Genomic DNA, 13,349 nt, shown 5'->3' with positions numbered 1-13,349 from the left:
TTAGTCGTCCTTGGCTGAACAATATATGGCTTCGTCCAGCTCGCCTTCCCACCGTGCGACAGTCGTGGCGACGGTCAGGTTGGCGCAAGCGCTGGGCACGGTGCGGGTCATGTCGAGCAGCCGGTCGAACGGTAGCACGAAGCCAACGACCAGCGCCGTCTGCTCGGGCGCCACGCCCACCGCAGAGAGCACCGCTGCGAGCATGAACAGCGAGGCGGAGGGCACCGGTGCCGTCCCGAACGCGGCCAGCGCGCCGGTCAGCAGCACCACCGCATAGACCTGCGGGGTCAGCGGCACGCCGAACGCCTGCAAGGCGAACATGCTCAGCAGACCGACATACAACGCCGTCCCGTCCTTGCCGATGCTCGCGCCAAGCGGCAGAACGGTCGAGAAGATCGAGCGCCCAACCCCCAGATTCTTCTCGGCGACGCGCATCGCCACCGGCAGCGTCGCCGAGCTGGAAGCCGTCGAGAAGGCCACCACCAGCGCATCCACGATGCCTCGGAAGAAAGGCAGCAGCGGCAGCTTGGCGACCAGCTTGAGGATCAGGCTGTGGACCACCACGATCTGGATCAGTGAGCCCAGCACCACCGCCAGCGCCAGCCAGCCGACATTGACGAACACCGCCGCGCCGTTCGCCGCGACCGCATTGGCGATCAGCGCGAACACCCCGAACGGCGTCGCCTCCATGACGATGCCGACAATCTTGAGCAGCACCGAGGACAGCGACTGGAGCATCGCCGCGAACGGCTTGCCCGCCTCCCCCGCGATCACCGTCCCGACCCCGACAAGCACCGCCACGAAGATCAGCGCGAGCATGTCGCCCTTCGCCAGCGCATCGACGATATTGAGCGGAATGATGCCCATGAGCTGCTGGTACGGCGTCACCGGCTCGCCCAGCGCGTGCGCGGTCGCCGTGCCAAGCGGCGCACCGACGCCTGGCTGCACCAACGTCGCGACCAACATGCCGATCGATACCGCGACTGCGGTGGTGAAAGCGAACAGCCCGATCGTCCGCCCGCCAAGGCTGCCCAGCCGCTTGGGATCGGCCAGCGCCGTGATCCCCGAAGCGATCGTCACCAGCACGATCGGCGCGACCAGCATCCGGATCGCGCGGACGAACAGATCGCCCATGAACATCACCGACGGCGTCGCCTTGGGCGCGACCAACGCAAACACCAGCCCCAGCGCCAGCGCCGCCAGCACCCGCTTCCACAGCGCGATCGCGAACCATGCCCTAAGCATCAAACACTCCCCCCGATGTCCCCCCGCAACCGCCGAAGCTTAAGGCGACAAGCGGCTCGCCCATGATCTTGTGCTCCGGCTTTCGCGGAAGCACCGCAGCGACGTATCAGCCGCAGGTCCCCCGCGTCGGCGTGTGCGCCAATGCCCGCCCCGCAGCCTTGCCCGTCATCTTGCCTTTGTCCACCGCCAGCACACCATTGACCACGACGCTGCGCACGCCCGTGGCGAGCAGCTTGGGGCTCTCATAGGTCGCCTGCGCGGCATAGGTCTTGGGATCGAACACGACGACATCGGCAAACGCCCCCGCCGTCAGCCGCCCGCGCCCGGCAAGCCCAAACGTGTCGGCCGTCAGCGTCGAGCTGCGATAGATGAACTGGCCAAGCGTCAGCACACGCTGATCCTTGACGTAGTAAGCATATTTCCGCGCGAAACTGCCATAGATGCGCGGATGCCCGCCCGATGCATCGGACCCGGTCATCACCCATGGACGTGCCATGAACGCCTTGATGTCGGCCTCGCTCTGGTTGAACGAAACCACGCCCGGATCGCCGATCCTGATCGTCTCAATCGCCGCCGTCACGGCATCTTCGCCGCGTTCTTTGGCAACGGCGGCGAGCGTCTTGTTGAGGTAGCGCCCTTCGACGATCAACAGCTTCTCCGCGCCGCCGCGCTTGCGCATATTCTCCGCGATCCCCTCGCGCAGCTTCGTCGTCAGCGCCGGATCGGCGAAGCGCTTCAGCAAGGCCGGCCGTCCGCCATCCTGTGCCCAGAGCGGCACCAGCGAAGCCACCAGGCTCGTGCCCGAAGCAGACCAGGGATATTGGTCAGCCGTCACCATCTGCCCGGCACGGCGCGCGGCCTCCACCTTGGCGATGATCGCGCCCGCCTGCCCCTGCACGTCGACGCCCAGCGCCTTGATGTGGCTGATATGCGCGGGCAGCCTGCCCTCGCGCCCGATCCGGATTGCCTCGTCGATCGCTGCGGCCAGCCCCACCGTATACGAACTTTCGTCGCGGATATGGCTGTCATAGCTGCCGCCGCGCTTGCCCACTTCCCTCGCGAGTTCGATCACTTCCTCGGTCTTGGCGAAGCTCTGTGGCGCATAGAACAAACCGGTCGAAAGGCCGAGCGCACCCTGACACATGGCATCCGAAACCAGGCGCTTCATCTGCGCCATCTCGGCGGGCGTCGGCGCGCGATTGTCCGCCCCCACCACCTTCGCGCGGATCGCACCGAAGCCGGCATAGGCCGCATAGTTGATGCCGACGGGGTGGTCCTTGGCGCGCCCCAGCACCTTGGCGATATCGGGATCGCCGCCGCCGTCATTGCCGAAGAACGCGGTCGTCACGCCCTGCATCAGGAACGCCGGAACCAGCCGCTGCGCCGGATCCTTCGAGGCGAGATCGCCCTCCATATGCGTGTGCGGATCGATGAAGCCCGGTGCGACGATCATCCCCTTCGCCTCGATCGTCCGCGCGGGGATCACATTGGCATGGCGGCCGACCGCAACGATCCGGTCGCCACGGATTGCGACATCGCCGACAAACGGCGCTCCGTTGCCCGTATAAACCGTGCCACCCCGGATCAGCAGATCGACTTTCTGCGGCGGTGCGGTCGCGGCACCCAGCGAAAGGGCCAAAGTCCCGAGAAGCAGCGCGACCTTCATCATTATCCCCAAAAACCTTGAACGGGCGGCAGCAGCATTCCGCCTTCGTCGCGTACCCCACCGGCGCGATCCTCCGCCAGCCATATGGGGCCGTCAAGGTCCACAAAATCAGACATACGCGCCACATGCAGCGCCGCCGCGATCGACAGCGAAGAACTTACCATGCAGCCGGTCATCAGCCCCAGCCCGCGTGCATGGGTTGCATGCGCCAGCTCCAGAGCGGCGGTGAGCCCGCCCGCCTTGTCGAGCTTTACGTTCACCACCTGATAGCGCCGTGCGACCACGTCCAGATCCGCCGCGACGTGCACCGCCTCGTCGGCGCAGATCGGCACCTTGGACGCGAAGCCTTCGAGCCATTCATCCGCGCCCGCAGGCACCGGTTGCTCGAGCAGATCGATGCGCAGTTCCACCAGCAGCGGCTCGATCGCGCGCAGCAGCGCCTCGTCCCAGCTTTCATTGGGATCGACGATCATCCGGCAATCCGGCGCCGCCGCGCGCACCGCGCGAATCTGCGCCTCGGGGTCGTTCGCATCGACCTTGATCTTGAGCAGCGGCGCGCCCGCAATCGCCTTCGCGGCAGCGGCCATCGCCTCGGGCGTATCGATCACCACGGTCAGCGCGCTCGCCAGCCGCGCCGGCTCGGGCGCGCCGATCATCTCGGCGACCGACTTGCCCGATTTGCGCGCTTCCAGGTCCCACAATGCGCAGTCCACCGCGTTGCGCGCCGCGCCCGGCGGCAGCAGCTTCTGCAGCGCGTGCCGGCCCGCCCCGCCTTCGATCGCCGCGCGCACGTTGACGATCGCCGCCAGCGTCGTGTCGATGCTCTCGCCATAGCGCGGATAGGGCACGCCCTCGCCCCGCCCGGTCACTTCGCCGTCGGTGATCGACACGGTTACCACGTCCGCCTGCGTCTTCACGCCGCGCGAAATTCGGAAGGGTTGCGTGAGCGGGAAGTGTTCGGCCTGTGCGCGCAGCGTCCTGCGCATCAGAGCGCGTCGACGATCGCTTCGACGCCGAACGCGATCGGGTCGGTGCAGGGCAGGCCCAACGCCGCCTCGGTCATCTTGCAGAGCTCGAGCGCCTGCTCGCGACCGAGCCCCGACGTATTGAGGCATATGCCCACCGCGCGAACGTCCGGGCTGGTCAGCCGCGCGACCTGGAGGTTGGCCTCGAGACATTCCGCCAGGCTCGGCAATTTGCGCCCCGGAAGCCCGCGCATATGTTCGCGGCTCGGATCGTGGCAGAGCACCAGCGCTTCGGGCTGCGCGCCGTGGAGCAGGCCGGTGGATACGCCGGCGAAGCTCGGGTGGAAAAGCGAGCCCTGCCCCTCGATCACATCCCAGCCATCATCGTCGCGCGCGGGCGCGAGCATCTCGATCCCGCCCGAGATGAAATCGGCCACCACCGCGTCGATCGGCACGCCGGCGCCCGCGATCAGGATCCCGGTCTGCCCCGTCGCGCGGAAATCCGCCTTGATCCCGCGCGCGCGGATGGCATCCGCGATGGCGATCGTCGCATACATCTTGCCGACCGAACAATCGGTGCCGACCGTCAGCAGCCGCCGTCCGGCGCGCGCATAGCCATTGCCGACCTTGAGATCGGCGGGCGGATCGCGAACGTCGAAAAGCTGCAGTCCCTTGCTCTCCGCCAGCTTCACCAGCCGGGGCTCGTCGCGCAGCCGCTGGTGCAGGCCCGAGGCGATGTTCATCCCCGCCTCCAGCCCGGCGATCGCATCCTGGATCAGATCCTCGCCCATGCTGCCGCCCGAATTGGCGATGCCGAGCACGAGCGTCTTCGCGCCCGCCGCAGCGCCCTCCGCCATCGTCAGGCGCGGCAGATCGAGCGTCAGCGGGCAATCGTCGTGGCGAAACTCGCCCACGCAATCGTCGCGCCGGAACGTCGCAAGTCCGCGCGAGGTCTTGATGCCAATAAAGTCGGCGCTGTGCCCGAGATACAATAGATACGGTGCAGGGATCATCTCCACATCCGTATCCCGCAACACGAACGAGCGGGCATATATTATGCGCGCTCCGCCATAACCGTTCGCTATACGGCGGCGACCGCGCGTTCGAACGCCTTGAGAAAGTCGGTAGCGAGCACGGTCGGCGGCCGATTGGTCAGGAACATCGCGTTCACGTCAAAGCGCAGGGGATTTTCCAGCGGGCGCATCGCGAGCCCCGGCGCGAGCGAAGCGTGCGCAGTGAAGCTGTCCACCACCGTCACCCCCACGCCCTGCGCTACCAGCGCCGATGCAATGTAGAAGGTCCGGGCCGAGACGACCTCGTCCAGCTCCAGGTCGGTTCGCTGCAATTCCTGCGTGAAAAGCTGGCCGATCGGGCCGCTCTGGGCGACGCTGATGAAGCGCTTGCCCGCCAGCGCCTCGATCCGGATGCGCTCGGGCGGGTTGGGAATGTCCTGCTCGCGAAATAGCGCCACGAGCTCGCCCGTGCCGATCTTCCGGGCACCGATCGGCGCGGCATAGGGCACTTCATAGGCGACCGCGATTTCGGTCTCGCGCTCGTACAGCTTGCGCAGGAGATCGTCGTGATGAACCGTCTGGAGATCGAACTTCACGCTTTCGTGCGTGCGCAGGAACTGCGCCACGGCATTGGGCAGCACGCTCAGCGCTAGGCTGGGCAGCGCTGAGATGCGCAGCATGCCGCCCGATCCCCGCCGCAGGTTCCGCCCCGCCTCGCGCAGCGCATAGACCCGGTCCTGGATCTCCGCGACTTCGCTGAACAGCGCATGCGCGTCTTCCGTCGCCACCAGCCGGCCCGATGCGCGTTGGAAAAGCTGGAACCCCAGCAGCGATTCCGCATGCCGCAGCATCTTCGAAACCGAGGGCTGCGACACGTTGAGCGCCCGCGCCGCGCCGCTGACCGACCCGTTGACGTACACCGCGTGGAAGATCTCGATATGCCTTAAGTTCATAGGTGGGCAGCTTATCGGAGTTTGCGGAAAGAGAAAGGCGGAGTCATGTTGCGGGCATGTTGCTCAGCCTCCTGCTCGCCGCGGCCGCGCCCCAAACCGATCCCGCCGCACCACCCGTCGCTCAGGTCCGCGTGGCCTTCGATGCAAAGGGCGAAACCGGCATCCGCGCCTCGGGACTGGCCGACATCGCCGCCGGGCGAGCAATCGGCGTGGACGATCCGGTGCGCGTCGCATCGATCTCCAAGATGGTCGTCGCGATCGGCGTGCTGCGCCTCGTCGAGCAAGGCAGGCTGAACCTCGATGCGGATGTCTCACACTATCTCGGCTGGAAGCTGCGCAACCCCGCTTTCCCGGACAAGCCGATCACGCTCCGCTTGCTGCTCTCCCACCAGTCTAGCCTTACCGACAAGCTGGATTACGTCCTGCCGCTCGATGCGGACATGCGCGCGATCCTCGAACAGCCCGAAGCGTGGGACGCGGCGCATGCCCCCGGCACCTGGTTTCACTACGCCAATTTCAACACGCCGGTTGTCGCGGCCGCGATGGAAAAGGTCACCGGCGAGCGCTTCGACAGGCTGATGGACCGGCTGGTCCTGAAGCCGCTCAAGCTCGATGCCTGTTTCCAGTTCGTCACCTGCTCGCAAGACGCCATCAAACGCGCCGTGACGATCTACCGCGCGCGCCAGCCGACCAAGGACGATCACCGGGGTGCCCTGCCCGCCTGCCCGGTCACCCCGGCCACCGACGGAAGCTGCGATCTCTCGGCCTGGAAGCCGGGCCGCAACGGCGCGACCTTCGCGCCGCAGGGCGGCCTGCGCATTTCCGCGCGCGGGCTGGCGCGGATCGGGCGCATGCTGATCAATCGCGGCACGCTGGACGGCGTGCGCCTGCTCCACCCCCGCTCGGTCGCGATCCTCGAAACCCCGCTCTGGACGTACAACGGCTCGAATGCCGACAACGACAATGGCTTTCACTGCACCTATGGTCTCGCGACCGAGATCCTGGCCACGCCGGTCTCCGGCTGCCGCGACGATCCTTTCGGCGATGGCGTGCGCCGCTTCGGCCATGCGGGCGAAGCCTATGGCCTGAAATCCGGCCTGTGGATCGATCGCAAGAGCGGAACCGGCGTCGCCTATTTCTCCACCGATGTGCCTGCCACACCCGGCAAGCGCTCGGCATGGAGCCTCACCGAGGAAGCACAGGCGCGTCCGTTCGACTGATCAGCGCCCGCCCAGCACGGGCGCATCCAGATCGAGCGACCCTGCGGGAATCACCTCCACCTCGGGATGCGCCGCGCGAAGCTTGTCGAGGAACATCTTGGCATCGCCGACGATGACGATGCTCGCCCGGCTGCTATCAACAGAAGCGCGTGCTGCTGCGGCGGCGGCCTCGGGCGTCACCGCGCCGAGCCGGTCGTGCAGCGTCGCGGCGGTCGCGGGCGGCAAGCCTTGCAGCGTGAGCGAAGCGAGCGTCGATGCGAATCCGGCGCTGCTTTCCGACTGGCGTCCGATTCCGCCCTGCAGGAATGCCACGCGCTGCGCGGTCGTGGTTGCATCCAGCGGCTCCGTCGACAGCCGCTTGATCTCCGCAAGAATGACATCGACAACCTCGGGCGCGCTCTCATTCTTGGTCTGCGCGTTTGCCACCATCACCCCCGGCCCCGCCCGCCCGGCGAGCGAGCTATATGCGCCATAGGACAGCGCCCGCTTGACGCGCACCTCCTGGAACAGCCGACCGTTGGAGCCCGCTCCCAGCACGGCGTTGGCGACCATCAGATCGGGAAAAGACGGATCGCTGCGCTCGGGGATGCGCAGGCCCGCCACCACCGCCGCCTGGCCCGCGCCCGGCATATCCACGACAATCAGTCGCGGCTTGGCGGGGTCGCCGCCCAGCGCTGCGGGCAGCGCGGGTGCAGGCCCCGAAGCCTTCCAGCTACCGAACAGTTTATCCGCAATTCGCTTCGAATCCGCCGCCTCGATGCCCCCGGTGACGATGAGCGTCGCATTATCGGGCCGCCACCAGCGATCGCGTTGCGCCAGCAGATCCTCTCGCGTCATGCTTCCCAGCGACTTGGGGGTACTAACGCCGCCATAAGGGCTAGAGCCATAGATCGCACGGGTTAGCGTGATCCCCGCCAGCGATCCCGGGTCCTTCAAGCTCACCTTAAGCCGGTCGATCGTCCGCTTGCGCTCCTTCCCGAATTCGTCGGCCGGGAACGACGCGTTGCGCGCGATATCCGCCAGGATCTCGCCCGCGGCCTCGAGCGAGGCGACCGGCCCCGAAATGCTGAGCACCGTGCCATCGGCGCCGGCGGTTGTGCCTAGACCGACACCCAGCGCTTCCAGCTGTGCGGCGATCTCCTTCGCCGAGCGGGAGGAGGTTCCCTTGGTCGCCAGTTGCGCGGCCATCGCGGCTAGCCCGGCGCGGCCAACCGGGTCCGTCGAATTGCCGCCCTTGAACACCAGAACGATCGTCGCGATCGGCACATCGCCCGTGCGCGCACTCACCAGCTTCATCCCGTTGGCGAGTTGGCTTTCGGCGATAGCAGGCGGAGTCACCGGCACCGCGGCAGAGGGCTCGGGCGGGTTCTGCCGCTCCCCTTCGGGCGCGAGCGTTAGCGCCTTTCCGGTCGCGGCCGGGACCGAAGCCCAGACGGGCATCTTCACCGGGTTCGCCCAATTGTCCTTCTCGCCTGCGGGGCGCTTGCTTTCATCCAGATAGCGGATGTCCACGCGCGATTCCGGCGTCAGATATTTGCGCGCCACACGCTGCACATCGGCGATCGTCACCTTGCCGATCTGCGCGAGCTGCCTGTCCAGCGCCTGGGTATCACCAGACCGCATCAGCGCCTCGCCAAGCGCGAACGCCCGCCCCGAAGCCGTCTCGCGCCCGCGCAGCGCCGATGCGAGGATCTCGTTCTTGGCTTCGGCCAGTTCGGCGGCGGTGACCGGCTGGTCGCGCAGCTTCGCGATCTCGGCGGCGAGCGCCTTTTCCGCATCCTCCACGCTGGTCCCGCTCGCAAGGGTCACGATCGGCGCGAGGAAGCCGCCATCCTCCACGTCCGAGAAATTGGTATAGGCCGAAGTCGCGATCGGCTTGTCGAACACCAGCGCCTGTTTCAGCCGGGAGCTGTCGCCAGTGGCCAGGATGCCGTCCAGCACCATCAGGGCCGCCATATCGGGGTCCGTCCAGCCCGGGATCCGCCATGTCGATGCAATCTGCGGCAACGGCACGTTCGGCGCATAAGCAGTCACGAGCCTTGGGCTGGTCCGTGGCTTCTCCACCGCCCTGATCGCGAGCGGAATCGGATTCTTGCGGCGCGGGATGCTGTCGAAATAGCGGTTCACCAGCGCATCGAGCGTCTTGGGATCGAAATTGCCCGCGACGATCAGCGTCGCCGTGTCCGGCCCGTAATAGGCCTCGTGAAAAGCGCGGGCATCCTCCAGCGTCGCTGCGTCGAGTTGCTCCAGGCTCCCAATCCCCGATCGCCGATTGGGCAGCGTGTCATAGCTGTTCTCATCGAGCACCAGCCGCATCCGCCCATAAGCCGGCGACAATACGCGCTGGCGGTATTCCTCCTTCACCACCTTGCGCTCGGTCTCGAACACGTCCGCGTCAACAACCGGCCGGGCCATGCGCTCGGCATGCGTCCACAGCATGGTCTCCAGATATTGCGCGGGGACGGTCTCGTAATAATTGGTGCGGTCGAACCAGGTCGATGCGTTGCGCACCCCGCCGACATTCTCGGTCAGCCGGTTGATCATGTTGTAGGGCATGTTGCGCGTCTTGCGCGACAGGATGTGCTCGAAGAGATGGGCAAAGCCGCTGCGGCCCTCCGGATCGTGCTTCGAACCCACATCGTACCAGACCTGCACCGATACGGTGGGCGTGGTCGTGTCGCGGATGGCGATCACCTTCAGCCCATTGGGCAGCGTCCGCTCGGTAAAGGCCAGCGGGGGCACGGCGATCGGCGCCGGCGCGGTCTGGGCAGATGCCGCGCAAGGCAGCACGACGCCGGCAAGCAGAAACGCTGTGGCAAGGCGATGGGGCATCGGGAGAATCCTTCAGGTAAGATCAGGCGCGCAGATCATCACAACTGTAGTATCGACGCAATACGCCTCCGGCCCGGGGTCTTGAACTTTCAGCGCGGATGCAACGTCGTGCGGCTGATGACCTTCGCATCCACCGCAGCGCGGCTGAACAGCATCGGCAGCATCTTTCCCTGCGCCCAGGGTTCATATTGATCGCGGTAATGCGGCGAGCGCGGATCGTTCGATTGGCCCGGCAGATTGAGCATCACCGAATTGTCCCACGCGCCGACATCGATCACCTGCAGATAGCTCGCGCCGCTGCCGACCTGCGAGCCGCTGATCCCGCGCGCCATGACAGTGTAGCTGTCACCGCCCGAATCCGCGCCCTCAATCACCGGAAACGCCGCTGCGATCGCCGGGATGCTCGAAAGGGGATGCGTCAGCCGAACCCTGTGCAAAGCCCCCCAGCGCCATCCGGCGGGATCGGGTCCCATGCGCGCCGACGCGCTGCTCCACGCAGCCGAGAGCGACGCCGCCAGCATCGCGTCGCGCGCCTTTGCCGGGTCCGGGCCCAGCCGGGCATCGGGCCGCTCCAGCAGCTCCAGCATCACCGATGGGGCGATGTTTCCAATCAGCCCTCGCGCACGCTCGGGCACGATCGTGGCGGTCGTGCGCGCGTTGAGATCGGCCCATAGCAGCTCGAACAACGCAGCCGCGCCGCTTCCGGCATCCACCCGTGCATCCCAGCCGCGCAGCATCGCCGCCGCCGGGCCGCCCTGCCCGGGCAGCAGCGCGATCAGCGCGCGTGCGGGCGCGGAGAGCGTGTCGTGCTGGAGCGCGACGCTGTCCGCCAGGCTATGCTTTGGCTGCGCCGCCAGCACCTCGGCGATCCGTTCGTAGCGATAGGGTTCGCGGAACGAGAAGGCCGGGATCCGGTCGCGCGGCCAGTCATCGGGAAGGTTGTTCTGGTTGGCCGAGGCGAACCACCCCTTTGCCGGATTATAGTCGCCCGGCAGCGCCCGATAATCGCGCAGCCCTGTCCAGTCATACCGCCCGTCGCCCGGCACCGGGAGCAGCCCGTCCCCCTTCCGGCGCACCGGCGAAAACCCGATCACCTGCCAGCCGTGATTTCCCGCCATATCGGCATAATGGAAGTTGGTCGGCGACGGATGGAAGGCGAACGCCTCTCGCAAGTCATCCCAGTCGCGCGCCAGGTTGATCGCGATCATCGCAATGGCGCCGCTTGCGCCCGGCTGGAGCTCGATCGAGCCGAGCACGGTCGCCCGCCGCTTCGCCGGAGCGTGCGAAACCACCGGTCCCTGCACCGCGTAGCGCAATGTGACCTGTTTCGGCTGCGCGCCCTTCACGGCGATAAGCGTCTCGACCCGTTCGAAGCGCTTCCAGCTTCCCTCGTGCCGATATTGCTCCGGATCCTCTGGATTCAGCTCAAGGACGAACAAGTCCTCCTGATCGATATGGAAGTTTGTCCTCCCGAACGCAAAATGATCCGTGTGGCCCTGCATGATACCTGGCAGGCCTGGCGCGCCTGCGCCCATCACGTCGAGGCCCGGCGCGGTTAGATGCACGACATGACGAGGGCCGAACCTGCCGATCCCCAGATGCGGGTCGTTGGCCAGGATCGGCCTGCCCGTCGCGCTGCGTTCCGGCCCCACGGTCCAGGCATTGCTTCCGGCATTCGCCCGTTCGACGGCGTCGGGGATGATCGCGCCATAGGGCAACCCGCCCAGACGCAGCACCCCAAGATCCGCTTCCGAAACCGCCGCCGCGTCCAGCCCTTCCGGCACGCGCAATTCCCATGCCGGGCGCAGGGGCGCGCGGAGTTGGTCCAGTTCCAGCAGCCCCATCGCAGCCAACCGGGCGCGGCGGACCTCGTCGTCTGCATTCCCCGCCGAAACGCCGCGCGCCACGATCAGATCGCGCAGCGCCCAGCGCATCGGGCGGATGCCCAGGATCCGATACTCAAGCGGCAGCAATTCCGGATTAGCGATCACTTCGTCGATCCGCGCGTTTACCCCCGCGACATAGGCGCGCGCGCACTCCACATATCGGGCCGGAATCCGCGCAAGCTCCGCCGCCAGGTCGCCCTGATAGTGAAACAGCCGCGCCGCCGCGTCATGCGCCGCGAATTCGGGCCCGAACACTTCGGCCAGCCGGCCCATCTCGCGGCGATGCGCCAGATCGATCTGAAACATCCGGTCGCGCGCGACCACATAGCCCTGCCCAAAATAGGCGTCGGGAATCGAACGCGCGCGGATGTGCGGAACGCCGTAGGGATCATCGAGAATCTCGATCGTTGTCGATAGCCCCGCCGCCACGCGCCGCTGTGCCAGCAAAGGCGCTGCCGGCGCCAATATCGCGGTCGCGGCACTGCCGAGGAGAAATGCGCGCCGGCTAGTCATCCTTGCCATGGCAGCACGCTAGCCGCGTCGCGCGGAAATTGCGCCATTGCGAGCGCTTGGGCAGGCATAGGCGCAGGCTATGGCGCTATTCGGAGGTGCTCGGATCTTCCCCGATGGAGAGCAATGACTGCGTCGGCACGCCGAAGACCGCCTGTCGCGCAGTCAGCAGATGGCGCAAATACGGCGTCTGCATCGCCATGAAACGCCGCGGCGTCATGCCCAGAAATTCCTCGGCATCGCGCAGGAAATGCGAGACGTCGAAATAGCTGTGTGAGCGCAGGCTGTAATCCGCCTCCCCGCCCGCAGCGTACATTCTCAGCAACGAGCGCAGGAAACGCGCACGGCGGAGCAGGCGCTTCGGCGGGAAGCCGAAATATCGCAGCGACAAGGTGCGCAATTGCTGCGCGGTAAGATCCACCTTTGCCGCGATTTCCGCGAGGCTATCGACGGTCTCGTCGACGAGAAGCGCCATGATCCGCCGGATCATCGGCTCGTCCGGGTTCGGCGGCCCCAATTCCTCAAGGAAGAAGGCATCGAGCACCCCTTTTATTTCCGGCCCCTTGTCCGACGCCGCCAGCGCCGCGAACAGCCGCGCGCTGAAATCGCCCGGGATCGCTTCGGCGATCGGGACGATACGGTCGCGGAATTGATGCGCTGGCTTGCGGATCAACCGCGCCCAACCAGGCGCGGTGATGTTCATGCCCACCGTCGCCCCTCCGAACGTTTCGAAGCGCGAAGCACGGCTCGTCGGGCCATATAACGCCGCGACCGGCACCGGCTTGAAGGCCCGCGACGCCATCCAGACATTATAGGGGCGATCGCCAAAGAAGAGGCGCAGATTGGCCGATCCCGGCATCGCCCATTCAATCGCGCCCAGCAGATTGGGGTTGTCGGAATCGTGGACGTAATATTCGCTGACATAGTCGGCGATCCGCTGATCCGGGCGTTCGAGCCGCAAAGCGGTGCCGGGCGGACCGTCGAAGACGGCCGGCGGCACATCGGGTGCGTGCGTGCCGCTCTCAATCATCGCGCAGCTATCGCTTGGAAACTGGGGAT

Annotated in this window: 9 protein-coding genes; 1 reads left to right on the top strand and 8 read right to left on the bottom strand. The window is 66.5% G+C overall.

Translation table 11 applies throughout. The features are described from left to right. From SSO01S_RS01060 to SSO01S_RS01040, 5 genes are all read right to left on the bottom strand, one after another. Positions 1–1,245, bottom strand: coding sequence for a dicarboxylate/amino acid:cation symporter (locus SSO01S_RS01060; RefSeq protein WP_066793844.1), 1,245 nt, complete (start codon positions 1,243–1,245; stop codon positions 1–3). Positions 1,246–1,351: 106 nt separating this feature from the next. After that, on the bottom strand, positions 1,352–2,914 hold the full coding sequence (locus SSO01S_RS01055) for an N-acyl-D-amino-acid deacylase family protein (RefSeq protein WP_369404233.1): 1,563 nt from the start codon (positions 2,912–2,914) through the stop codon (positions 1,352–1,354). Continuing rightward, the gene (dgcA, locus tag SSO01S_RS01050) at positions 2,914–3,897 is read right to left on the bottom strand and encodes an N-acetyl-D-Glu racemase DgcA (protein WP_066793841.1); all 984 of its coding nucleotides are present in this window, start codon (positions 3,895–3,897) and stop codon (positions 2,914–2,916) included. Before dgcA ends, SSO01S_RS01055 begins: the two co-directional genes overlap by 1 nt. After that, positions 3,897–4,889 carry an N-acetyltransferase DgcN gene (dgcN, locus tag SSO01S_RS01045; protein WP_066794252.1) on the bottom strand — a complete coding sequence of 331 codons (993 nt, stop codon included), beginning with the start codon at positions 4,887–4,889 and terminating at the stop codon, positions 3,897–3,899. Before dgcN ends, dgcA begins: the two co-directional genes overlap by 1 nt. Before the next feature lie 68 nt (positions 4,890–4,957). Beyond that, positions 4,958–5,842 carry a LysR family transcriptional regulator gene (locus tag SSO01S_RS01040; protein WP_066793838.1) on the bottom strand — a complete coding sequence of 295 codons (885 nt, stop codon included), beginning with the start codon at positions 5,840–5,842 and terminating at the stop codon, positions 4,958–4,960. A 56-nt stretch (positions 5,843–5,898) separates the two neighbouring features. Here SSO01S_RS01040 and SSO01S_RS01035 point away from each other — a divergent pair, with 56 nt between their 5' ends. Beyond that, positions 5,899–7,062: a serine hydrolase domain-containing protein gene (locus SSO01S_RS01035; RefSeq protein WP_066793835.1), complete on the top strand. Its 1,164-nt coding sequence runs from the start codon at positions 5,899–5,901 to the stop codon at positions 7,060–7,062. Here SSO01S_RS01035 and SSO01S_RS01030 read toward each other — a convergent pair whose 3' ends face one another. The 3 genes from SSO01S_RS01030 to SSO01S_RS01020 all read right to left on the bottom strand — a co-directional run bounded on the left by SSO01S_RS01030 (position 7,063) and on the right by SSO01S_RS01020 (position 13,320). Next, a complete protein-coding gene (locus SSO01S_RS01030; RefSeq protein WP_066793831.1) occupies positions 7,063–9,894 on the bottom strand; it encodes a M16 family metallopeptidase in 2,832 nt (943 codons plus the stop codon). An 89-nt stretch (positions 9,895–9,983) separates the two neighbouring features. Further along, the gene (locus SSO01S_RS01025; RefSeq protein ID WP_439646545.1) at positions 9,984–12,302 is read right to left on the bottom strand and encodes a penicillin acylase family protein; all 2,319 of its coding nucleotides are present in this window, start codon (positions 12,300–12,302) and stop codon (positions 9,984–9,986) included. Between the two features lie 76 nt (positions 12,303–12,378). After that, positions 12,379–13,320, bottom strand: coding sequence for a hypothetical protein (locus tag SSO01S_RS01020; protein ID WP_066793828.1), 942 nt, complete (start codon positions 13,318–13,320; stop codon positions 12,379–12,381). Positions 13,321–13,349 lie beyond the last annotated feature (29 nt).

Source organism: Sphingomonas soli NBRC 100801 (genome assembly GCF_001591025.1).
Classification (GTDB): Bacteria; Pseudomonadota; Alphaproteobacteria; order Sphingomonadales; family Sphingomonadaceae; genus Sphingomonas; species Sphingomonas soli.
This window is presented reverse-complemented; position numbering and strand designations above follow the sequence as displayed.